This window comes from Pseudonocardia sp. EC080619-01, from assembly GCF_001420995.1.
Lineage (GTDB): Bacteria > Actinomycetota > Actinomycetes > Mycobacteriales > Pseudonocardiaceae > Pseudonocardia.
The window spans coordinates 4,581,560-4,603,832 of record NZ_CP012184.1; the positions used below are offsets into that span (position 1 = coordinate 4,581,560).

Below are 22,273 nucleotides of genomic sequence, written 5' to 3' on the forward strand. Positions count from 1 at the left end.
GTCCTCCGTTTATGGGATGAGGAGTGCACGTGAAGATCGGACTGCACATCGCGGACTTCACCTGGCCGTCCGGCCCCACCGGACTCGCCGACGATCTCACACGGATCGCCGTCGCGGCCGAGGAGCAGGGCTTCGCGCGGGTGAGCGTGATGGACCACGTCTGGCAGATCCGCCCGGTCGGGCCGATCGAGAACGACATGCTCGAGGCGTACACGACGCTGGGCTACCTGGCGGCACGGACCGAGAAGGTCGATCTGCTGACCTGGGTCACCGGCGTGACCTACCGGGACCCCGGCCTGCTGGTGAAGTGCGTGACCACGCTCGACGTGCTGAGCAAGGGGCGGGCCTGGCTGGGCATCGGCGCCGCCTGGAACGACGAGGAGGCCGCCGGGCTCGGCCTGTTCTTCCCGCCCACCGCCGAGCGGTTCGAGCGGCTGGAGGAGACGCTGCGGATCGCGCTGCAGATGTGGAGCGACGACGACGGCCCCTTCGACGGCGAGCACTACACGCTGACCCGGACGATGAACGTCCCGCAGCCGGTGCGACGCCCGCGCCCCCCGATCCTGATCGGCGGCGGGGGCGAGAAGAAGACGCTGCGGATGGTCGCCCGGTACGCCGACGCCTGCAACCTGTTCGGCGGCCCCGACCTGGAGCACAAGCTGGACGTCCTGCGCACCCGCTGCGAGGAGGTCGGGCGCGACTACGACGAGATCGAGAAGACGGTGATGGCACGGCTCGACCCGGCCGACCCGAAGGCCACGGTCGAGGAGCTCCGCGGTTACGCGGCGCTCGGCGTGCAGCACGTGCACACCATGGTGCCCGGTGTCTCGGAGATCGAGCCGCTGCGGGTGTTCGGCTCGGAGATCATCCCGGCGGCCGCCGAGATGTGAGGCCGGTCAGCGGTGGTGCTGGCGCGGCACGGTGCGCAGGACGGCGATCTGCTGGTCGAGCTCGGCGGCGATGAGCTCGGCGTGCAGGTCGGCGGAGGCGCCGTCGTGGGTGGCGAGCGCGCGGTGCCGGCGGACCAGGTCGTCGAGCGAGTCCAGCAGACGGTCCACGCGCGTGCGCTCCTGCGGCGGCTCGGCGGGCTCGGGGCCGGCCGCCGGTACTGCGTCGACGGGGCGGGTCAGCTCTGCGGTCATGCGACGTTCTCCGTTGAACGTGTCGGGGGAGGGTCGGGTCGTGGGTTTCGCGATCGATCCAGTGTCTCGACTCCGTTGTACCCGTGTCAGCCGAGTTTTACGTCCCGTAGAACACGGGTGCGACGCAGGACACGGTGACCGGGTGCCACAAGTCGGTGACCGGTCGTGATCATCGCCGGTCCTGGGCCCGGATCATCGCCCGGCGGGCGAGCGGCAGGTCGATACCGGGGCGAATGCGGAAACGCCACGTGACCGGTCGATGGCGGTTCGTCGCGAGATCTGTACCGGAACGGGTGACCGTCCTAGCGTCCGGAACATGATCGTCACCCCGTCGGCGCGCGGTCCGCGCGCCCTGGTCGTCGTCCTCCTGGCGGCGCTGCTCGGTGCGCTGGGCCTCGCCCTCCCCGCCGCCGCGTCGGCGGCCCCCGCCGTCCCCGCTGGGGTCTCGGCCGTCGCCCCTGCCGCCGTGCCGGGCGAGGAGTCGGGCCTGCCGGTGCGCGGGCTGTCGTCCCTGCCGGCCGAGGCCCGCGACACCTACGACCTGATCCGGCAGGGCGGGCCGTTCCCGTACTCGCAGGACGGGACGACCTTCCAGAACCGGGAGGGCATCCTGCCGCCGAAGTCCTCGGGCCACTACTCCGAGTACACCGTCGAGACGCCGGGCCTGAGCCATCGCGGCGCGCGCCGGATCGTCACCGGATCGGACGGCGAGTACTACTACACGTCCGACCACTACGCGTCGTTCGTCGTGGTAGACGTCTCGGCGTGACGACGCTGCCTCGTGAGCCCGCCGGAACCACCCCCGCGGTCGAGACGGCGAGGGGACGGGCGGGCCTGGTCGCCGTCGTCGACGGGGCCGCGGACCGGACCACCACCCTGTCGGCGTTCGGCCGGGCCCTGAGCTTCCCCGCCTACTACGGCCACAACCTCGACGCCCTCGAGGAGTGCGTGCGCGACCTGTCCTGGCTGCCCGCCGGGCCCGTCGAGCTCGTCTGGGAGGACGGGCCGCTGCGGGCCGCCGACCCCGGGACGCACGAGGTCGTCACCGCGATCCTCGCCGACGCGGTCGTGGCCGCCGGCGGAACCGACCGGCCGCTGCACGTCACCCTGGCCGGCCCGGCGGCCTGACCGGCGCGGTGGTGCGGAATCCACCGCCCCCCGGTGGTGTTGTCCGAGGGAGACGACAGCCGGCCGGGAGGGGAGGTGTGACCTACCGTGACAGGTGTGGACCTCCGCCTGGTGAAGCGCAGGCACCTGGACCTCTGCCGGCTGCGCCCCGGTGTGTGACGACGCGGCACCCGCCCGTCGGCCCACACCAGGAGCGTCCATGTCCCGTCCGGAGAACGAGCACCGCGCACCCGAGGTCGTCGTCGTCGGCGCCGGCCCGCGCGGCGCCGGTGTCCTCGAGCGGATGGTCGCCGGTGCCCCCGGGCTCTGCGGCGACGCGCTCGGCGGGCCCGGGCTCGACGTCCATCTCGTCGATCCCTACCCGGCCGGGGCCGGCCGGATCTGGCGGCACGCCCAGTCCCCGCTGCTGGCGATGAACTCGATGGCCGCCGACGTCACGATGTGGACCGACGACTCGGTGGTCTGCGACGGGCCGATCGCGCCCGGCCCGTCGTTCTGGGAGTGGGCCCAGGAGCTGCGCGGACACGGCGACCCGGAGACCGAGCTCGGCGCCGAGGCGGCGGCCGAGCTCGCGACGGTGACGGCGTCGACGTTCCCCACCCGCCGGCTGCAGAGCCACTACCTGTCCGCGGTGCTGCGCGAGGTGATCGCCCGCGCCCCCGCCGGGATGCGGATCCACCTCCACCGCACCACCGCCGAGTCCCTCACCGAGGACGGCGACGACCAGCTCGTCGGACTGGCGGACGGCCGCACGCTGCGGGCCGACGCCGTCGTCCTCGCCTCCGGGCACCTCGACGCCACGCCGACGGGCGAGGAGTGCGCGCTCCGCGACCGGGCCGGGGAGCTGGGGTTGCGCTACCTGCCCCCGGAACAGACGTCGGACTCGGACCTGTCGGTGATCGCGCCGGGGGAGACCGTGCTGGCCCGCGGGCTGGGGCTGGCGTTCGTCGACCTCGCGGCGCTCCTGTTCGAGGGCCGCGGTGGACGCTTCGTGCCCGACGCCGACGATCCCGACCAGCTCCGCTACGTCCCGTCCGGCCGGGAGCCGGTGCTGGTCGCCGGGTCCCCGCGCGGCGCGACCTACCACTCCAAGACGCACTACCAGCTGCGCGGCGGGCGCCCCACGGTGCCGCACTTCCTCACCCCCGAGGTCACCGACCGCCTGATCGACGGCGGCGGGCCCGTGGACATGCGCGAGCAGGTGTGGCCGCTGATGGCCAAGGAGATCGGCCGGGGCTGGTACCACGAGCTGTTCCACGGCCACCCGGACCGCGTCCGCACCGGCTGGGACGAGTTCGCCGCGCGGTTCGACGAGGTCCCGCACGGGTCGCCGGAGGAGGCAGGGCTGATCGCGACGACCGTCCCCGACCCGCTGGACCGGCTCGACCTGACCGCGCTGGACCGGCCGCTCGACGGTGTGCGGGCGCCGGATCTCGGCACCCTGCAGCCACTGGTGCGCGAGCGGATCGCCGAGGACCTGCGGCAGCACGTCGACGACCGGCACACCCCGCACCTGGGCGCGTTCGTCGCGATGCTGTCGGTCTACACCGAGACGACCCGGCTCGCCGGGTCCGGCGTGCTCTCGCCGCGGTCACGCGCGCGGGACCTGCCCTGGTGGCAGAGCTTCTTCAACTCGGTCGCCTCCGGCCCGCCCGGTTTCCGGGTCCGCGAGCTGCTCGCGCTGTCCCGCGGCGGGCACCTGAAGTTCCTCGGCGCCGGCATGGACGTCACCCTCGACCACGCCGGGTTCCACGCGACCAGCTCCACCCTCGACGGGGCGGAGCCGGTGACGGCGCCGGTGCTCGTCGACGCGCGGCTGCCGGACCCGAGCCTGTCCCGGACGTCCGACCCGCTGCTGGCCGGGCTGCTGGCGGCCGGCCAGGCGGTCGAAGAGGTCCTGCACGACGACGACGGCACCCCGCTGCGCAACACCGGCCTGTTGTCGGTGCGCCCGGCCGACGGCGCCCTGCACACCGCGTCCGGCGCGGTGCACGAGCGGCGGTTCGCGGTCGGGCCGCACACCACGGTCAAGGTCGCGGGCGCCTTCACGCGTCCCGGGATGAACGCGCAGAGCCTGCGCTACAACGACGCCGTCGCCCGCGCCGTCCTGGGTGCCCTGCCGGGAGCGGCCGCGCGCGCGACCCCCGCGGCCTGACCGCCGCACGCAGGCCCGAGGGGTCGCGCGCGGCGCTCCGGCGACGGGCGGAACGGCCCCGGTGCCGGGTCAGTCCCGCGAGGCGACCGGCTCGGCCTCGGCCGGCAGCGCCGCGCCCTCCTCGCGGCTGCGCCGGAGCTTCGTCACGGCCACCGAGACCGCGGTGATCCAGGCCGCGACGACCACGACGTAGGTCGCGACGGTCGTCACCGTGCCGACGTCGAGCGCCTTCAGGATGGTGCGGGCGTTGGTGAGGATGATGATCCCGCCGACCGCGGTGCCCAGCACCGGCGCCGGGATCTTCGTGACCAGCCAGGCGGCCAGCGGCGCGGCGAGGATGCCGCCGATCAGCAGCCCGCCGATGGTGTAGGGGTCGAGGACCTCGTGGCCGATGCCGATCAGGAAGCCGAGGCTCGCGGCCACCGCGACCATGAACTCCGAGGTGTCCACCGACCCGACGACGGTGCGCGGCGCGGTCTTGCCGGCGCCCAGCAGCGCGGGGGTCGAGACCGGGCCCCAGCCGCCGCCACCGGAGGCGTCGACGAACCCGGCGACCAGGCCGAGCGGCGACAGGAACTTCGCCCCGTGCGGCGACCGGCGTGCGGTGGCGACCTTCGGCGGCCGCACCGAGAACCGCAGCAGGATGTAGACGCCCAGCGCGAGCAGGATGCCGGACATGTACGGCGCCGCGTTCTCGGTGGACAGCGCCGACAGGGCCGTCGCGCCGAGGAAGGCGCCGACCGCGCCGGGCACGCCCAGCTTCAGGACGAGCTTCCAGTCCACGTTGCCGAAGCGCCAGTGCGCGGCGCCGGACGCCAGCGTCGTCCCCACCTCGGCGAGGTGGACCGAGGCACTCGCGGTGGCCGGGTTGATGCCGGCCACGAGCAGGAGGCTGGTGGAGGTGACGCCGTAGGCCATGCCCAGGGCGCCGTCGACGAGCTGGGCGAGCAGTCCGACGACGGCGAACACGATGAGGGTGCGCATGATGATGCGTGGTCTCTCTCGGGTGGTGGTGCGGGACGGAGCGGGACGGGTGCGCAGTCGCGCCGGACACGCCCGGTCGACGGCAGGTCAGGGCCTGCGGGACGGGCGGTGGTGTCCGGACAGCGGCGTGGTCAGCAGCCGCGACAGAACTCGTCGAAGGCGTCCAGTCGACGGGACGGCCAGAACCGCTCCAGGTGTGCGACGAGGTGCCGCGACGCCGCGGGGTGCGAGGCCGACGCGGGGGTCGGGTCTGCGCGGCGCTCGGTCACCCCACCATCGTGAAACGCCGACCCGGTCGGGACAACCGGTCGTCCGCGCTGCGGGACGGCGTCCAACCTGTACGGACACCTCGTGTCGCACGCCTCTGACCAGCGACGACGCGGTCGTCGGTCGGCGTGGGCCTCCCACCCGGCGGGCCGGGGTGGTCCATCCCACTCGCCCGGCGCCCCGGGCGCCCACGACGACGGCCCCCGCACCGCGAGGTACGGGGGCCGTGGACGGTCGGCGGGCGTCAGCCCGTCGCGGCGGGGACCGAGGCGAGCGGGTCCCCGACCAGGCCGGCGGCGAGCGTGTTGCCGGTCGGCGGGTCGATCAGGACGAAGCCACCGGTCGTCCGGATCCGGGCGTAGGGATCGACCGGCAACGGGTCGGCGACCCGCAGGCTCACCCGGCCGATGTCGTTGATCTCCAGCTGTTCCGGGGCGCCGGTGTAGGACACCGTCTCGGTGTCCAGCCGGGACACCAGCCCGCCGACGATCACCTGGGTGGTGCGGGTGCCGTGCTTGAGCAGCAGCCGCGCCCCCGGGACCAGCGGCTTCTCGGCGAGCCAGCACAGCGTCGCGTCGACCTCGGAGGTGACCTCCGGGGCGTCGTACGCCGCCGCGATCAGCGCGCCGCGCGGGGCGTCGATGTCGTCGGTGAGCAGGACCGTGACCGAGAGGCCGGCGCCGGCGGCGTCGAGCGGGCCGTCGGCGGTGCGCACCTCGGCGACCGTGGTGCGGTGCCCCTCCGGCAGGACGACGACGTCGTCGCCGGCCCGCACCGTGCCCGAGGCGACCTGGCCGGCGTAGCCCCGGTAGTCGTGCAGGTCGTCCGTCCGGGGACGGATCACGTACTGCACCGGCAGCCGGAACGGGGCGTCGGCGTCGGGCCCGTCGACGGGGACCGACTCCAGGTGCTCCAGCAGCGTCGGGCCCTCGTACCAGGGGGTGTTCGCGCTGCGGGAGGCGACGTTGTCACCGACCAGCGCCGAGACCGGGATGACCTCGACGGTGCTCTCGTCGAAGCCCAGCGAGCGGGTGAGCTCGGTGAACTCGGTCGCGATGTCGCGGATCTTGGCCTCGTCGTAGTCGATGAGGTCGATCTTGTTGATCGCGAGGACGAGACGCGGCACCCGCAGCAGCGACAGCACCGCGGCGTGCCGGCGGGTCTGGGAGACGACGCCGTTGCGGGCGTCGACCAGCAGCACCGCCAGCTCCGCGGTCGACGCACCGGTGACGGTGTTGCGGGTGTACTGCACGTGGCCCGGGGTGTCGGCGAGCACGAACTCCCGGGTCGGGGTGCCGAAGTACCGGTACGCGACGTCGATCGTGATGCCCTGCTCGCGCTCCGCGCGCAGGCCGTCGACGAGCAGCGACAGGTCCGGTGTGGTCATGCCCTTGTCGACCGAGGCGCGCTCGACGGCCTCGATCTGGTCGGCGAGCACCGACTTCGTGTCGTAGAGCAGGCGTCCGACGAGAGTGGACTTGCCGTCGTCGACGGAGCCCGCCGTGGCGAAGCGCAGGAGGTCCCGCGGGTTGGCCGAGTCGACCATCAGAAGTAGCCCTCCTTCTTGCGGTCCTCCATGGCGGCCTCGGAGAGCCGGTCGTCGGCCCGGGTGGCGCCGCGCTCGGTGAGTCGCGACGCGGTGACCTCGGCGATCACCTCGTCCAGGGTGGTCGCCGTCGACTCGACGGCGCCGGTGCAGGAGCCGTCGCCGACGGTCCGGTAGCGGACCGTGCGCGACTCCAGGGACTCGCCGTCGCGCGGGCCGCCCCACGGCCCCTCGGCGAGCCACATGCCGTCGCGCCGGAAGACCTCGCGGTCGTGGGCGTAGTAGATCGACGGCAGCTCGATGCCCTCGCGCCGGATGTAGCGCCAGACGTCGAGCTCGGTCCAGTTCGAGATCGGGAAGACGCGGACGTGCTCGCCGGGGGCGTGCCGTCCGTTGTAGAGGTTCCACAGCTCCGGGCGCTGCTTGCGCGGGTCCCAGCGGCCGAACGCGTCGCGCAGCGACATGATCCGCTCCTTGGCGCGGGCGCGTTCCTCGTCCCGGCGGCCACCGCCGAACACGGCGTCGAAGCGGTGCTCGGTGATCGCGTCGAGCAGCGGCTGGGTCTGCAGCGGGTTGCGGGTCCCGTCGGCGCGCTCGACCAGCCGGCCGTCCGCCAGGTAGTCCTCGACCCGGGCCACCTCGAGCCGCAGGTTCAGCTGCGCGGCGATCCGGTCCCGGAACTCGATGACCTCCGGGTAGTTGTGCCCGGTGTCGACGTGCAGCAGCGGGAACGGGACGGGCGCCGGCGCGAACGCCTTCGCCGCCAGGTGCACCAGCAGCGTCGAGTCCTTGCCACCGGAGAACAGGATCACCGGCCGGTCGAACTCGCCGGCGACCTCGCGGAAGACGTGGATCGCCTCCGACTCGAGCGCGTCGAGCGCGTCCAGCTTCGGTGTCGTGACAGCGGCGGTCACGTCAGCTCCCTCGTAGAAGTGGGGGTGGTCATGCGTGCAGGCCGCACTCGGTCTTGGTCCGGCCCGCCCAGCGGCCGGAACGCGGGTCCTCGCCCGGCTTCGGCTTCACCGTGCAGGGCGCGCAGCCGATGCTCGGGTACCCGGCGTCGACCAGCGGGTTGACCAGGACGCCGTGCTCGGCCACGTAGCGGTCCATGTCCTCGTCGCTCCAGGCCGCGATCGGGTTGATCTTGACCAGGCCGAACTTGTCGTCGTAGGTGATCAGCGGGGTGTTCGCCCGGGTGGGCGCCTCCACCCGCCGGACGCCGGTGACCCACGCGTCGTACCCGGCCAGGGTGTCCTGCAGCGGGGCGACCTTGCGCATCGCACAGCAGCGGTCCGGCTCGCGGGCGAACAGGTCCTTGCCGAACTCGGCGTCCTGCTCGGCGACGGACCGCTCGGCCTGCGCGTTCACGATCGTCAGCTCCGGGTAGACGGAGTCGACGGCGTCGCGGGTGCCGATGGTCTCGGCGAAGTGGTAACCCGTCTCCAGGAAGAGGATCCGCACGTCGGGCTTGGCCCGGTACGCCAGGTCGACGAGCGTCGCGTCCTGCATGTTGGACGCGACGATCAGCCGGTCACCGAAGGTCTCCGCGGCCCACGTGAGCAGCTGCTGCGCGGTCGCGTCCGGGCCCAGCTCCTCGGCTCCGCGTTCCGCGGTCGCGCGCAGGTCGGTCTCCAGAGCAACACTCATGACTCCGCTCCTGAGGTCTCGGGCACGCCGATGCCGACGAACGTCACGACGAACGTGCGCAGGCATCCGGCACACCACCAGGCGGCACCGGGGACCTTCTCCGACCGCTCGGCCGGCCGGAGGTCCTCCTCGCCGCAGTACGGGCAGTAGAACGTGGCGGCACGCTCGGATCCGCTCACTTCAGATCAGCCTCCTCGGCCCGCAGCACCCACTGCGCGAACCGCTCGTCGCCGTCGCGCTGCGCGGCGAAGTTCCGGACGATCCGCTCGACGTAGGGGCCCAGCTCGGCGCTCGTCACCTTGAGGCCGCGGAGCTTCCGGCCGAACCCGGCGTCGAGGCCCAGCCCGCCGCCCAGGTGCACCTGGAAGCCCTCGACCTGGTTGCCGTCGGCGTCGGTGACGATCTGGCCCTTGAGCCCGATGTCGGCGACCTGGGTCCGGGCGCACGCGTTCGGGCAGCCGTTGAGGTGCAGCGAGATCGGGACGTCCGGGACGACGTCGGCGAGCCGCTTCTCCAGGTCCTCGACCAGCCGGATCGCACGCTCCTTGGTCTCGACGATCGCGAGCTTGCAGAACTCGATGCCGGTGCAGGCCATCGTGGCGCGGCGCCAGGTCGACGGCCGCGCGGGCAGCCCGAGGTGGTTGAGGTCGGCGATCAGGCCGTCGAGCTTGTCGTCGGCCACGTCCAGCACGACGATCTTCTGGTACGGCGTGAACCGGATCCGGTCCGACCCGGCCCGCTCGGCCGCCTCGGCGACCGCGACCAGCGTGGTGCCGGAGACCCGCCCGGACGGCGGGGCGACGCCGACGTAGTTGCGGCCGTCCTTCTGCTTGTACACGCCGACGTGGTCGATCGGGCGCTCCGGGATCGCCGGCGCCGGGCCGTCGGAGAGCTTCTTCCCCAGGTACTCGTCCTCGAGCACCTGGCGGAACTTCTCCGGGCCCCAGTCGGCGATGAGGAACTTGATCCGGGCGCGGTGCCGCAGCCGGCGGTAGCCGTAGTCCCGGAAGACCTGGACGACGCCGTGCCACACGTCGGGCACGTCGGCGAGCGGCACCCAGACCCCGAGCCGCTGCGCGATCTTCGGGTTGGTCGACAGTCCGCCGCCGACCCACAGGTCGAAGCCGGGTCCGTGCTCGGGGTGCTCGACGCCGACGAAGGAGATGTCGTTGACCTCGTGCGCGACGTCCTGCTGCCAGGAGATCGCGGTCTTGAACTTGCGCGGCAGGTTCGACAGCTCGCGGTCGCCGATGAAGCGCTCGACGATCTCGTCGATCGCCGGGGTCGGGTCGACCACCTCGTCGGCGGAGACACCGGCCACCGGCGACCCGAGCACGACGCGCGGGCAGTCGCCGCAGGCCTCGGTGGTCTGCATGCCGAGCGGCTCGATCGTGTTCCAGATCGCGGGGACGTCCTCGACCCGGATCCAGTGGTACTGGATGTTCTCCCGGTCGGTGACGTCGGCGGTGTCACGGCCGTAGTCCCGCGAGACCTCGCCGAGCGCACGGAGCTGCGCGACCGACACGGAACCACCGTCGAGGCGGACCCGCATCATGAAGTACTCGTCGTCCAGCTCCTCGGGCTCCAGGGCCGCGGTCCGGCCACCGTCGATGCCCGGCTTGCGCTGGGTGTAGAGACCCATCCAGCGGAAGCGGCCGCGCAGGTCGGCCGGGTCGATCGAGTCGAAGCCGCGCTTGGCGTAGATGTTCTCGATCCGGGAGCGGACGTTGAGCGGGTTGTCGTCGCGCTTGCTCCGCTCGTTGGGGTTGAGCGGCTCGCGGTAGCCGAGCTTCCACTGGCCCTGACCGCGTGTGCGGCCGGGTGCGGACGTCGTGGGCGCCATGTGGTGGGTGCTCCGGTGGTGTCGGGACCGGGCGCACTCCGGCCCGGGACAGGGCGGAACGCGGCCCGGGGAGAGAGGTGGCAGGCCGTCAGGAGGGACGGCGACAGAGCGCGCTGCGGGTCCGGTTCAGGTCCACGTGGCGGCGGGCCACGAGGCGGAGACGGAGCGCGTGCACGTCGACCAGCATCGCACGGTGTCCGGACCGCGGCCAACGACGCGTCCGCATCCTGGGAGTGGGGTCACACCCGGGGCCGGGCGGGAACGGGTGGCACACTCGTCGGACGTGACCGCCGCGCCGCCCTTCGGGATCTACGTCCACGTGCCCTTCTGCGCGACCCGCTGCGGCTACTGCGACTTCAACACCTACACCGCCTCCGAGCTGGCGGGTGACGCGTCGTCGCCGGAGGGCTGGCTGGAGGCGGCCCGGCGGGAGATCGCACTGGCCGCCCGGACCGTCGGCGACCGCACGGTGGAGACGGTGTTCGTCGGCGGCGGCACGCCCTCGCTGCTCGGCGCGGACCGGTTGTCCGCGGTCATGGCGGCGATCCGGTCGGAGTTCCGGGTGGCACCGGGCTGCGAGGTCACCACCGAGTCGAACCCCGAGTCGACGTCGCCGGAGTTCTTCGCCGGGATCCGCGACGGCGGCTACACCCGCGTCTCGCTGGGGATGCAGTCGGCGGCCCGGCACGTGCTCGCCGTCCTGGACCGCACGCACACCCCCGGCCGTGCCGTCGATGCGGCACGGGAGGCCCGGGCCGCGGGGTTCGGGCACGTCAACCTGGACCTGATCTACGCGACCCCCGGCGAGACGGACGACGACCTGCGACGCTCGGCCGACGCCGTCCTCGAGGCGGGCGTCGACCACGTCTCGGCCTACGCGCTGATCGTCGAGGACGGCACCGCGCTCGCCCGCCGGGTCCGCCGCGGCGAGCTGCCCGCCCCGGACGACGACGTCGCCGCCACCCGCTACGAGCTGCTCGACGCGCGGCTGCGGGACGCGGGCCTGCGCTGGTACGAGGTGTCGAACTGGTCACTGCCCGGCGCCGAGTGCCGGCACAACCTGGGCTACTGGCGCGACGGCGACTGGTGGGGCGTCGGCCCCGGCGCGCACTCGCACCTGGCCGGGACCCGCTGGTGGAACGTCAAGCACCCGGCACGCTGGGCCGGGCTGCTCGCCGACGGCGCGGTCCCGGAGGCCGGCCGCGAGGAGCTGACCCCTGCCGAGCGGCACACCGAGAGCGTCATGCTGCGGCTGCGGCTGGCCGAGGGCATGCCGCTCGGCCTGCTCGACGACGGCGGACGGGCCGCCGCGTCCCGCGCCGCCGGTGACGGGCTGCTGGAACCGGCCGCGCACGACGCCGGACGGGCCGTCCTCACCGACCGGGGACGCCTGCTGGCCGACCGGGTCGTGACCGACCTGCTGCTCGCCGAGGAGGGCCCGGTCCGGGTCTGAGACCGCCCCGGCCGGTCGCGGGTCCGGCCGGGGCGTCGTGGCGGCGCCTAGACTGGACGAGGTACACCGGGTGAGCGGGATGCGCCGGGGGAGGTGCGAGGAGATGAACGCCGACGAGCGGCGGTTCGCCGTGTTGCGGGCCATCGTCGCCGACTACGTGTCGACGCAGGAACCGGTCGGTTCCAAGGCGATCGTCGACCGGCACAACCTCGGTGTGTCGAGCGCCACCGTGCGCAACGACATGGCCGTCCTCGAGGAGGACGGGCTGATCGCGCAGCCGCACACGAGCGCCGGGCGGATCCCGACGGACAAGGGCTACCGCCAGTTCGTGGACCGCATCTCGCAGGTCAAGCCGCTGTCGACGGCCGAGCGGCGGGCCGTGCAGACGTTCCTGGACGGGGCCGTCGACCTCGACGACGTCCTGCGCCGGTCGGTCCGGCTGCTCGCGCAGCTGACCCGGCAGGTCGCCGTCGTCCAGTACCCGACGCTCACCCGGTCGACGGTGCGGCACCTCGAGGTCGTCCAGCTCACCCCGGCCCGCCTGATGCTGGTGCTGATCACCGACACCGGGCGGGTCGACCAGCGGGTGGTTGATCTCGGCGACGTGCTCGCCGAGGCCGACGTCGCCCGGCTGCGGGAGATCCTGGGCAACGCGCTGGGCGGGCGGAAGCTCGCCGAGGCCTCGGCCGCCGTCGCCGAGCTGCCCGACACGGGCCCGGACGACCTGCGCATGACACTCACCCAGGTGGCGACGGTGCTCATCGAGACCCTGGTCGAGCACCCCGAGGAGCGCATGGTGCTCGGGGGAACCGCGAACCTCACCCGCAGCAACGCCGACTTCCCCGGATCGCTGCGCCAGGTGCTGGAGGCGCTGGAGGAGCAGGTCGTGGTCATGCGGCTGCTCGCTGCCTCGCAGGACTCCGGCCTGGTCACGGTGCGGATCGGCGAGGAGAACGAGGCCGAGGACCTCCGCACGGCGTCGGTCGTCACCGTCGGGTACGGGGCGGGGACACCGCTGGGGGGCATGGGCGTCGTCGGACCGACCCGGATGGACTACCCCGGCACCATCTCGGCGGTGCATGCGGTCGCGCGGTACGTGGGTGACATCCTGACGGGGCGCTGAAGAGCTGCGCCCGCAATGACCATCGGCACCACGGCAGTGGTGCGTCGAAGAAACCCAGAGGACGAGACACCAGGTGGCACGCGACTACTACGGGATCCTGGGCGTCGAGCACGGCGCCGACGCCTCGGAGATCAAGCGGGCGTACCGGAAGCTCGCCCGCGAGCTGCACCCCGACGTCAACCCGGACGCGGCGGCGCAGGAGCGGTTCCGGGAGGTCAGCACGGCCTACGAGGTCCTGACCGACCCGGAGAAGCGACGGATCGTCGACCTCGGCGGTGACCCGCTCGACCCACGCGGTGGCGCCGGTGGCGGCGCGGGCGGGGGCGACCCGTTCGCCGGATTCGGCGGCTTCAGCGACATCATGGACGCGTTCTTCGGCGGTTCGGCCGCCGGCGGACGCGGGCGGGGACCGCGCAGCCGGGTGCAGCCCGGCGCCGACGCCCTGATCCGGATGGAGCTGACGCTCGAGGACTGCGCCGCGGGCATCCAGCGCGACCTGACCGTCGACACCGCTGTCCTGTGCACCCTGTGCCAGGGCTCCGGCTGCGCGGAGGGCACCCACCCGACCGCCTGCGACACCTGCGGCGGGTCCGGTGAGATCCAGAGCGTCCAGCGGTCGTTCCTGGGGCAGGTCGTCACGGCGCGCCCGTGCCCGACCTGCCGCGGGTTCGGCGAGGTGATCCCCGACCCCTGCCGGCAGTGCTCCGGCGACGGCCGGGTCCGCTCGCGGCGCACCGTGGCGGTCAAGATCCCGGCGGGCGTCGCCGAGGGCATGCGGGTCCGGCTCGCGGGCCAGGGCGAGATCGGTGCCGGCGGCGGCCCGGCCGGTGACCTCTACGTCGAGGTGGAGGAGGCGCCGCACGAGATCTTCACCCGCGACGGTTCGGACCTCCACTGCACGCTGCCGCTGCCGATGACGGCCGCCGCGCTCGGCACGACGCTGCCGCTGACCCTGCTCGACGGCGTCGTGCAGGAGCTCGACATCGAGGCGGGCACCCAGCACGGCACGATCCGCACGCTCCGCGGCAAGGGGATGCCCCGGCTGCGGTCCACCGGACGGGTCGACGGCCACGGTGACCTGCTCGTGCACGTCGAGGTCGCGGTCCCGGCCCGCCTGGACAAGGAGCAGACCGACCTCCTCCGCCAGCTCGCGAAGCTGCGCGGCGAGGAGCAGCCCGACCTCGTCGGGGGCGCCCGCAACGGGCACGGGCTCTTCTCGCGGCTCCGCGACACCTGGGGACGCTGACGGTGCGGGCCGGCGACCGGTGACCACGGCGCCGCTGTTCCTGGTCGACGACGTCGGCGCCCTCCCCGGGCCCGGCGGCAGGACGCTGCTGGACGGGCCGGAGGGCCGGCACGCCGCGACGGTGCGCCGGCTCCGCCCCGGCGAGGCACTGGTGCTGTCCGACGGCCGCGGGGGCCTCGCGCACGCCGAGGTCGTCGCCCCCGAGGGGAAGGACGCGCTCTCGCTGCGCGTCCTGGAGACGCTGCGGACCCCGCCGCCCGCGGTCCGGGTCGTCGTCGCGCAGGCGCTCGTGAAGGGCGACCGCGGCGAGCTGGCCGTCGAGACCGCGACCGAGGCCGGCGCCGACGGGATCCTGCCGTGGAGGGCGTCGCGCTGCGTCGCACGCTGGGACGACGGCCCGCGCGGCGCGAAGGCACTGGCACGCTGGCGGTCGACGGTGCGGGAGGCCGCCAAACAGGCCCGGCGGCCCTGGCAGCCCGAGGTGGGCGACCCCGTCACGACCCGGCAGCTGGCCCGGCGGGTCGCCGACGCCGACGTGGCGCTGGTGCTGCACGAGTCCGCCGGCACCGGCCTCGCCGACGTCCCCCTGCCCGACGCGGGGGAGGTCCTGCTGGCCGTCGGCCCCGAGGGCGGGGTGGACGACCACGAGCTCGCCCTGCTCGCCGACGCCGGCGCCGTCCCGGTCCGGATGGGCCCCGAGGTGCTGCGCGCCTCGACCGCCGCCTGCGTCGCGCTCGGCGCGCTGGCGGTCCGGACCGGGCGCTGGAGCGGCTGAGCGGGTGTCACCGCCCGGGGCGCCCCCGAGGGGCTCCCGGCGAGGCCCCGGGGAGGACTTCTGCGAGATCGCTTCCCTGGGAAGCGATCTCGGAGTCCGGCTTCGGTCCTCGGGCCGTGCTCTGGGCGGTGGCGTGGGTCGAGTCCCGGGGCCGGTGTCCCGACGGGATCGGGGTGGTCCTCCCGCGAGATCGCTTCCTCAGGCAGCGATTCCGGAGAAGGGCACGGCGTTGCTCGGCGCCTCGTCGCCTGCGCTCCTGCCGACGGCTGCGCTCCTACGCCCGCCCGAGCCGCTACGCCCGGCCGAGCCGCTACGCCCGGCCGAGCCGCTACGCCCGGCCGAGCCGCTACGCCCGCCGTTCCACTCGTCCTCGTCCCGATCACCTGCCATGATCCGCACCGTGCGTGATGCGGACCACAGCCGACGGATCGGTCGTCGTGACTTCGGGCTCCTCGTCGGTGGCGTCCTCGCGTCCCCGCTGCTCGCCGCGTGCGGTGGTGACAGCGGCGACGGTGGCGGCGGCGGGGACCGTGGCGGGGGCGGCTCCGCCGCGCCGACGACCGCCGCGCCCGCGCCCGAGCGGATCGCCTACGGCGGGCAGCCGGACCAGTTCGGGGAGCTCACCTTCCCGCGGACCCGCGGGTTGCCACGGGCGACCGTCGTCGTCGTGCACGGCGGTTTCTGGCGCACCGGGACCGACCTCTCGCTGATGCGGCCGATCGCGTCGGCGCTGGTCGCGGCCGGGTTCGTCACCTGGAACATCGAGTACCGGCGGGTCGGTGGCGGCGGTGGGTGGCCCTCCACGTTCGACGACGTCGCGCTCGCCACGGACCGGCTCGCGGAGGTCGGGAGCACCCGGATCGACCTGCGGCGGGTGTTCGTCCTGGGGCACTCCGCCGGTGGTCATCTCGCGGCCTGGCTGGCGATGCGGGCCCGGCTGGTACCGGGGGAACCGGGTGCGGCACCCGTCGTCCGGCCGGCCGGCGTGATCTCCCAGGCCGGCGTGCTGGACCTGGCGACGGCCCGGCGGAGCGGGGCCGACGGCGGCGCCGTCGCCGATCTCGTGGCGGCCACCCCGGCGAGCGACCCGGCGCGGTACCGGGCCACGAGCCCGGCGGAGGCGTTGCCGCTGGGGGTGCCGACGGTCTGCGTGCACGGCACCGCCGACGAGGTGGTGCCGATCGCGCAGAGCGAACGGTTCGTCGAGGCGGCGACGGCGGCTGGGGACCGGGCCGAGCTCGTGCGGGTCGACGGGGCCGACCACCTGCAGCTCATCGACGTCGCGCACCCGGCATGGACGGCCGCGCTGCGGGCGCTGGAGGGCCTGGCCGGATAGCCGGAATCCGCGGGTGACGGACGGTGCCCGGCGGGTACCATCGGCGGGCGCTCAGGCACACCGACTCCCGAGGCAGGCGATCGCACTCTTGACCGGCACCGAACCCGGCCCCGCATCCCGGACCGACCTGCGGTCCGACACCGATCAGGGCGGGACCGTCCGGTCGAGGATGGCCGTGCCGGACACCGCCCTGCTCGCACTCCTCGGTTCCCGCGACGAGAGCCTGCGTGCCGCGGAGGAGGAGCTGGTCGCCGACGTCCACGTGCGCGGCAACGAGCTGACCCTCTCCGGGGAACCGGCCGACGTCGCGTTCGCCGAGCGGGTCTTCGCCGAGCTCATCACGCTCGCCGAGCGTGGCCAGCTGGTCGGCGCCGACACCGTGCGGCGCACCGTGTCGATGCTGTCCGACGCGGAGGCCCCCACGCGCGACCGGATCGGCGAGTCCCCGGCCGAGGTCCTCAGCCTCGACATCCTGTCCCGGCGCGGGAAGACGATCCGGCCGAAGACGCTCAACCAGAAGCGCTACGTCGACGCCATCGACTCGCACACGATCGTCTTCGGGATCGGCCCGGCGGGTACCGGCAAGACGTACCTCGCGATGGCGAAGGCCGTCCAGGCGCTGCAGGCCAAGCAGGTCAACCGGATCATCCTGACCCGGCCGGCCGTCGAGGCGGGTGAGCGGCTCGGCTACCTGCCCGGCACGCTGTTCGAGAAGATCGACCCCTACCTGCGGCCGCTCTACGACGCGCTGCACGACATGATCGACCCGGAGTCCATCCCGAAGCTGATGGCCGCCGGGACGATCGAGGTCGCGCCGCTGGCCTACATGCGTGGCCGCACCCTGAACGACGCGTTCATCATCCTCGACGAGGCGCAGAACACGACGCCCGAGCAGATGAAGATGTTCCTCACCCGGCTCGGCTTCGGCTCGAAGATCGTGGTGACCGGCGACATCACCCAGGTCGACCTGCCCGGCAGCTCCCGCTCCGGGCTCGCCGTCGTGCAGGACATCCTCGACGGCGTCGACGACGTGCACTTCTCGCACCTCGACAGCGCCGACGTCGTCCGGCACCGGCTCGTGTCCGACATCGTCGACGCCTACGCGCGGTTCGACGCCGTCTCCGAGCGCCGGGCCGCCGTCGGCGGTGGGAACGGGGCGCCCCGCAACGGTCCGCCGACCCGGCACGGCGGCCGCCGCCGGTGACGCACGGCGACCGTCGTGCCGACGCGCGGTGGTCGCTCCGGGCCCGGTGAGCGGGCCCCGCCGGGCCCGTTCGTGCGCCCGACTACGCTGGTCTCGACCAGACGGAACGAGACAGGTGGGTTGAGGCGGCGCCGGCGTGAGCATCGAGGTCGTCAACGAGTCCGGGATCGCGATCGACGAGGCACAGATCGTGTCGGTCGCCCGGTACGCGCTGGACGCGATGAAGGTGAACCCGGCCGCTGAGCTGGCGATCACCGCAGTCGCTCTGGACGCGATGGAGGAACTGCACGTCCGCTGGATGGACGAGCCGGGCCCGACGGACGTCATGGCGTTCCCGATGGACTCGCTCGCCGACGACGGCCGCCGCCCGGACGCCCCCGATCTCGGGCCCGCGCTGCTGGGCGACGTCGTCCTCTGCCCGGCGTTCGCCCGCGACCAGGCCCGCAAGGCCGGGCACACCCTGGCCGACGAGCTGCACCTCCTCACCGTGCACGGGATCCTGCACCTGCTCGGCTACGACCACCTCGAGCCGGACGACGAGCGCGAGATGTTCGCGCTGCAGAACCGGTTGCTGGTCCGCTGGAACGACGACCGGGCGAAGGTCCGGGCCCGTGACGCCCAGCGCCGCAGCGACGACCGCCTGATGGGCGCCGCCGGCTTCGAGGACGAACAGGGCCGGTGATCCGGCCCCTCATGACGCCGCACCCCGATCACGCCGCTCCGGAGGAGAAGTGACCACCGTCTGGCTGATCGTCACGACGATCCTGCTCGTACTGCTGGCCGGGGTGTTCGCCGCCGCGGACTCGGCCCTGATGTCGATCTCGCGGGCCCGGGTGGACGCCGTCGTCCGGGCCGGGCGTGCCGGTGGCCGGGCGCTCAGCGCCGTCGTCGCCGACCGTCCGCGGCACGTCAACCTGCTGATGCTGCTGCGGGTGACCTGCGAGACGGTCGCCGTCGTCCTGCTGGCGGTCGCGCTGGCCCCGCTGTTCTCCGCGCCGTGGATCGGCCTGGTGCTCACCGGCGTGATCATGGTGCTGGCCAGCTACGTCCTGATCGGCGTGGGCCCGCGGACGCTCGGGCGTCAGCACCCGTACCGGATCGGGCTGCTGCTCGCCGCCCCGATCCGCGCGCTCGGCACGGTGCTCTCGCCGCTGGCGTCGCTGCTGATCCTCATCGGCAACGCGATCACGCCGGGCCCCGGCTTCCGGGAGGGCCCGTTCTCGACCGAGGTCGAGCTGCGCGAGCTGGTCGACATGGCCAGCAACCGCGGCGTCGTCGACGAGGGCGAGCGCAAGATGATCCACTCGGTGTTCGAGCTGGGGGAGACCCCGGTCCGGGAGATCATGGTGCCGCGCCCGGACGTGATCTGGACCGAGCGCGACACCCCGGTCGACAAGGTGCTGCGGCTCGCGCTGAAGAGCGGCTACTCCCGCATCCCGGTGCTCGGCGAGGGCATCGACGACGTCATCGGCGTCGCCTACCTCAAGGACCTGGTGCGGGCCCGCGACGACGCGCAGTTCCGCGGCGCCCCGCAGAAGTCGCTGGTCGAGATCATCCGACCGGCCGCGTTCGTGCCGGACTCCAAGCGCAGCGACGAGCTGATGCGCGAGATGCAGCGCACCCGCAACCACATGGCCGTCGTCGTCGACGAGTACGGCGGCACGGCCGGTGTCGTCACGATCGAGGACATCCTCGAGGAGATCGTCGGCGAGATCACCGACGAGTACGACACCGAGGAGGTCCCGGAGGTCTCCGAGCTCCCCGAGGGGGCGTTCCGGGTCGCCGCCCGGGTGCCGGTCGAGGACCTCGAGGAGCTCTTCTCCGGCCGGTTCCGCGGCACCCCGCGGGAGGACGAGCTGCGTGAGGCGCTGGAGGCGGCCGACGTCGACACGGTCGGTGGCCTGCTCGCCCAGCGGCTCGGCAAGGTCCCCCTGCCGGGGGCGACCGCCGAGGTCGAGGGCCTTCTGCGGCTGGAGGGCGAGGGCGGCAAGGACGCGCGCGGCCGCATCCGGATCACCTCGGTGCTGGTCAGCCCGCTGGTCCCGGCCGAGGACGACGACGCCGACGACACGGGTGGATCCGGCACCGGCGGTCCCGACGGCGACGTCCCCGACCCGGTCGCCGGCGACCCGACCGAGCACACCGGCGACGCCGCACGCCGCGCATGACACCGCTCCCCGCGCCGGGAGCACGACGAGCTGGAGACGGACCCGCGACCCGCGGGCCGGAGGAGGAACCGATGGCTGCACGCACGTCCGCCCCGACCGTGGAGCGTGCCGCGTGACGGGGCTGCCCGCGACGCCGTCGCACGACCTGGTGGTCGTCGGCGGGGGGATCGTCGGGCTGGCCACCGCCTACGCCGCGACGCGGTCCGGGCTGTCGGTCGCCGTCGTCGAGCGGGAGTCCCGCCTCGCGAACCACCAGACCGGCAACAACTCCAACGTCATCCACTCCGGGCTCTACTACGCGCCCGGCGGGTACAAGGCACGCCTCGCCGTCGCCGGGTGCGCGGAGACGGTCGCGTTCTGCCGTGAGCACGACCTGCCGCACCAGGTGTGCGGGAAGCTCGTCGTCGCCACCGAGCCCGAGGAGCTGCCGCGGCTCGACGAGCTCGCCCGCCGCGGCGCGGCCAACGGCGTCGAGAACCACCGCCTCGACGAGAACGGGATCCGGGACTACGAGCCCGACGTCCGCGGGCTCGCCGCGCTGTGGGTGCCCTCCACCGGCATCTGCGACTACCGCTCGGTCGCCGAGAAGCTCGGCGAGCTGATCGAGAAGAACGGCGGCGAGGTGCACCTGGGCCGCACGGTGACGGGGTTCGCGCGCCGGCCGTCCGACGTCGTCGTCCGCACCGACCGCGGCGACCTGCTCGGCTCGCGGGTCGTGGTCTGCGGCGGGCTGCGCTGCGACGAGCTCGCGACGCTGGCCGGGGCCGACCCGGGCGTGCGGATCGTGCCGTTCCGCGGGGAGTACTCGGGCTTCTCCGAGCAGGCGGCCTCGCTGGTCCGCGGCCTGATCTACCCGGTTCCGGACCCGGCGTTCCCGTTCCTCGGGGTGCACGCGACCCGCGGCATCGACGGCCACGTGCACGCCGGCCCGAACGCCGTGCTAGCCATGGCCCGCGAGGGCTACTCCTGGGGCACGGTCAAGCCGAAGGAGCTGCTCGGCACGCTCACCTACCCGGGCATGATCAAGGTCGCGCAGAAGCACTGGCGGTACGGGATCGGCGAGGTCCGGCGCTCGCTCTCGAAGGAGGCGATGGTCCGCCAGATCCGGCGGATGCTGCCCGACGTGCGGGCCGAGGACCTGCATCCCGCCGGCGCCGGTGTCCGTGCCCAGGCGGTGAAGGCCGACGGGACCCTGGTCGACGACTTCCTGTTCCTCGACCAGCCGGGCCCGGCCGGCACCGGCGGTGCGGGCTCGATCCTGCACGTGCTGAACGCGCCGTCCCCGGCGGCGACGGCGGCCCTGCCGATCGGGCGCGAGATCCTGGACAGGCTGGGCGCGTCGTGACCGTCCCCCAGCCCGCCGGGACCTTCCGCTCCGGCTTCGCCTGCTTCGTGGGCCGGCCCAACGCCGGCAAGTCCACGCTGACCAACGCGCTGGTCGGCCAGAAGGTCGCGATCACCTCGTCGCGGCCACAGACCACCCGGCACACGATCCGCGGGATCGTGCACCGCCCGGACGCCCAGATCGTCCTGGTCGACACCCCCGGCCTGCACCGGCCGCGCACGCTGCTCGGGTCCCGGCTGAACGACCTGGTGCGCGAGACCTGGGCCGAGGTCGACGTCGTCGGGTTCTGCGTCCCGGCGAACGAGAAGGTCGGCAAGGGCGACCGGTTCATCGCCGAGGAGCTGCGGAAGATCGCGACGCACACGCCGGTGGTCGCGGTCGTCACCAAGACCGACCTGGCCCGCCCGGAGCAGGTCGCGGAGCGGCTCACCGAGGTCTCCGGGCTGATGGACTTCGCCGAGATCGTCCCGACCAGCGCGCAGTCCGGCTACCAGGTGCAGCTGCTGGCGGACCTGCTGGTCGCGCGGCTGCCGGAGGGCCCGCAGCTCTACCCGGACGGCGACCTGACCGACGAGCCGGAGGACGTGCTCGTCGCCGAGCTCGTGCGGGAGGCCGCGCTGGAGGGCGTGCGGGACGAGCTCCCGCACTCGATCGCCGTCGTCGTCGAGGAGACGATCGCGAAGAAGGACCTCCTGGAGATCTACGCGATCATCTACGTGGAGCGGTCCAGCCAGAAGGGCATCGTGATCGGCCGCGGCGGCGCCCGGCTCAAGCAGGTCGGCACCGACGCCCGCCGGCAGATCGAGAAGCTGCTGGGCACCCGGGTGCACCTGGACCTGCACGTGAAGATCGCGGAGGACTGGCAGCGGGATCCCAAGCAGCTGCGCAAGCTGGGCTTCTGAGCACGCTCT

General features: G+C 73.6%; 22 protein-coding genes. 14 read left to right on the plus strand and 8 right to left on the minus strand.

The features are described 5' to 3' along the window. The first annotated feature begins 29 nt into the window (after positions 1-29). On the plus strand, positions 30-890 hold the full coding sequence (locus AD017_RS21480; RefSeq protein WP_060575280.1) for an LLM class F420-dependent oxidoreductase: 861 nt from the start codon (positions 30-32) through the stop codon (positions 888-890). A gap of 6 nt (positions 891-896) precedes the next feature. Here AD017_RS21480 and AD017_RS21485 read toward each other — a convergent pair whose 3' ends face one another. Next, a complete protein-coding gene (locus AD017_RS21485) occupies positions 897-1,142 on the minus strand; it encodes a hypothetical protein (protein WP_010233846.1) in 246 nt (81 codons plus the stop codon). A gap of 316 nt (positions 1,143-1,458) precedes the next feature. On the opposite strand from AD017_RS21485, the gene AD017_RS21490 reads away from it, so the two are divergent. The 3 genes from AD017_RS21490 to AD017_RS21500 all read left to right on the plus strand — a co-directional run bounded on the left by AD017_RS21490 (position 1,459) and on the right by AD017_RS21500 (position 4,425). Then, positions 1,459-1,911 (plus strand): ribonuclease domain-containing protein, encoded by a 453-nt coding sequence (locus AD017_RS21490; RefSeq protein WP_060575281.1) that lies wholly within the window; start codon positions 1,459-1,461, stop codon positions 1,909-1,911. Then, positions 1,908-2,270 (plus strand): barstar family protein, encoded by a 363-nt coding sequence (locus AD017_RS21495; RefSeq protein ID WP_010233853.1) that lies wholly within the window; start codon positions 1,908-1,910, stop codon positions 2,268-2,270. The genes AD017_RS21490 and AD017_RS21495 overlap by 4 nt, the downstream gene beginning before the upstream one ends. Positions 2,271-2,469: 199 nt before the next feature. Then, positions 2,470-4,425 (plus strand): FAD/NAD(P)-binding domain-containing protein, encoded by a 1,956-nt coding sequence (locus tag AD017_RS21500; protein WP_060575282.1) that lies wholly within the window; start codon positions 2,470-2,472, stop codon positions 4,423-4,425. Between the two features lie 69 nt (positions 4,426-4,494). Here AD017_RS21500 and AD017_RS21505 read toward each other — a convergent pair whose 3' ends face one another. From AD017_RS21505 to AD017_RS21530, 7 genes are all read right to left on the minus strand, one after another. Beyond that, a complete protein-coding gene (locus AD017_RS21505; protein ID WP_010226155.1) occupies positions 4,495-5,409 on the minus strand; it encodes a sulfite exporter TauE/SafE family protein in 915 nt (304 codons plus the stop codon). Positions 5,410-5,540: 131 nt separating this feature from the next. Further along, complete coding sequence (locus tag AD017_RS35430; protein WP_010226157.1) at positions 5,541-5,678, minus strand: hypothetical protein; 138 nt, start codon at positions 5,676-5,678, stop codon at positions 5,541-5,543. A gap of 242 nt (positions 5,679-5,920) precedes the next feature. Next, positions 5,921-7,222 (minus strand): sulfate adenylyltransferase subunit 1, encoded by a 1,302-nt coding sequence (locus AD017_RS21510; RefSeq protein WP_060575283.1) that lies wholly within the window; start codon positions 7,220-7,222, stop codon positions 5,921-5,923. After that, the gene (gene cysD, locus AD017_RS21515) at positions 7,222-8,136 is read right to left on the minus strand and encodes a sulfate adenylyltransferase subunit CysD (protein ID WP_010226161.1); all 915 of its coding nucleotides are present in this window, start codon (positions 8,134-8,136) and stop codon (positions 7,222-7,224) included. The genes AD017_RS21510 and cysD overlap by 1 nt, the downstream gene beginning before the upstream one ends. Before the next feature lie 28 nt (positions 8,137-8,164). Beyond that, positions 8,165-8,869 (minus strand): phosphoadenylyl-sulfate reductase, encoded by a 705-nt coding sequence (locus tag AD017_RS21520; protein WP_010226163.1) that lies wholly within the window; start codon positions 8,867-8,869, stop codon positions 8,165-8,167. Next, positions 8,866-9,048, minus strand: coding sequence for a hypothetical protein (locus tag AD017_RS21525; RefSeq protein ID WP_010226165.1), 183 nt, complete (start codon positions 9,046-9,048; stop codon positions 8,866-8,868). Before AD017_RS21525 ends, AD017_RS21520 begins: the two co-directional genes overlap by 4 nt. Further along, positions 9,045-10,712 (minus strand): nitrite/sulfite reductase, encoded by a 1,668-nt coding sequence (locus AD017_RS21530; protein WP_060575284.1) that lies wholly within the window; start codon positions 10,710-10,712, stop codon positions 9,045-9,047. The genes AD017_RS21525 and AD017_RS21530 overlap by 4 nt, the downstream gene beginning before the upstream one ends. A gap of 265 nt (positions 10,713-10,977) precedes the next feature. Here AD017_RS21530 and hemW point away from each other — a divergent pair, with 265 nt between their 5' ends. The 10 genes from hemW (at position 10,978) to era (ending at position 22,264) form a co-directional block, all read left to right on the plus strand. Continuing rightward, positions 10,978-12,165: a radical SAM family heme chaperone HemW gene (gene hemW, locus AD017_RS21535; RefSeq protein WP_060575285.1), complete on the plus strand. Its 1,188-nt coding sequence runs from the start codon at positions 10,978-10,980 to the stop codon at positions 12,163-12,165. A 103-nt stretch (positions 12,166-12,268) separates the two neighbouring features. Continuing rightward, a complete protein-coding gene (hrcA, locus tag AD017_RS21540; protein WP_010226172.1) occupies positions 12,269-13,288 on the plus strand; it encodes a heat-inducible transcriptional repressor HrcA in 1,020 nt (339 codons plus the stop codon). A 73-nt stretch (positions 13,289-13,361) separates the two neighbouring features. Next, positions 13,362-14,534: a molecular chaperone DnaJ gene (dnaJ, locus tag AD017_RS21545; protein ID WP_010226174.1), complete on the plus strand. Its 1,173-nt coding sequence runs from the start codon at positions 13,362-13,364 to the stop codon at positions 14,532-14,534. 19 nt (positions 14,535-14,553) lie between these two features. Then, positions 14,554-15,309, plus strand: a complete 756-nt coding sequence (locus tag AD017_RS21550; protein WP_060575286.1) for a 16S rRNA (uracil(1498)-N(3))-methyltransferase — start codon at positions 14,554-14,556, stop codon at positions 15,307-15,309. Positions 15,310-15,709: 400 nt separating this feature from the next. Continuing rightward, entirely contained in the window at positions 15,710-16,645 is a 936-nt protein-coding gene (locus tag AD017_RS21555; protein WP_238591959.1) for a S9 family peptidase, read from the plus strand. 88 nt (positions 16,646-16,733) lie between these two features. Further along, positions 16,734-17,849, plus strand: a complete 1,116-nt coding sequence (locus AD017_RS21560; RefSeq protein WP_010226182.1) for a PhoH family protein — start codon at positions 16,734-16,736, stop codon at positions 17,847-17,849. 136 nt (positions 17,850-17,985) lie between these two features. Continuing rightward, positions 17,986-18,531, plus strand: coding sequence for an rRNA maturation RNase YbeY (gene ybeY, locus AD017_RS21565; RefSeq protein ID WP_010226183.1), 546 nt, complete (start codon positions 17,986-17,988; stop codon positions 18,529-18,531). 49 nt (positions 18,532-18,580) lie between these two features. Then, a complete protein-coding gene (locus AD017_RS21570) occupies positions 18,581-20,017 on the plus strand; it encodes a hemolysin family protein (RefSeq protein WP_060575287.1) in 1,437 nt (478 codons plus the stop codon). Between the two features lie 112 nt (positions 20,018-20,129). After that, the gene (gene lhgO, locus AD017_RS21575) at positions 20,130-21,362 is read left to right on the plus strand and encodes an L-2-hydroxyglutarate oxidase (RefSeq protein WP_060575288.1); all 1,233 of its coding nucleotides are present in this window, start codon (positions 20,130-20,132) and stop codon (positions 21,360-21,362) included. Next, entirely contained in the window at positions 21,359-22,264 is a 906-nt protein-coding gene (gene era, locus AD017_RS21580) for a GTPase Era (protein WP_010226189.1), read from the plus strand. The genes lhgO and era overlap by 4 nt, the downstream gene beginning before the upstream one ends. Positions 22,265-22,273: the final 9 nt, after the last annotated feature.

Coding starts and splice junctions, on each gene's coding strand:
- AD017_RS21485 (WP_010233846.1), bottom strand. CDS start 1,142: ATGACCGCAGAGCTGACCCGCCCCGTCGACGCAGTACCGGCGGCCGGC.
- AD017_RS21490 (WP_060575281.1), top strand. CDS start 1,459: ATGATCGTCACCCCGTCGGCGCGCGGTCCGCGCGCCCTGGTCGTCGTC.
- AD017_RS21500 (WP_060575282.1), top strand. CDS start 2,470: ATGTCCCGTCCGGAGAACGAGCACCGCGCACCCGAGGTCGTCGTCGTC.
- AD017_RS21505 (WP_010226155.1), bottom strand. CDS start 5,409: ATGCGCACCCTCATCGTGTTCGCCGTCGTCGGACTGCTCGCCCAGCTC.
- AD017_RS21510 (WP_060575283.1), bottom strand. CDS start 7,222: ATGGTCGACTCGGCCAACCCGCGGGACCTCCTGCGCTTCGCCACGGCG.
- AD017_RS21520 (WP_010226163.1), bottom strand. CDS start 8,869: ATGAGTGTTGCTCTGGAGACCGACCTGCGCGCGACCGCGGAACGCGGA.
- AD017_RS21530 (WP_060575284.1), bottom strand. CDS start 10,712: ATGGCGCCCACGACGTCCGCACCCGGCCGCACACGCGGTCAGGGCCAG.
- hrcA (WP_010226172.1), top strand. CDS start 12,269: ATGAACGCCGACGAGCGGCGGTTCGCCGTGTTGCGGGCCATCGTCGCC.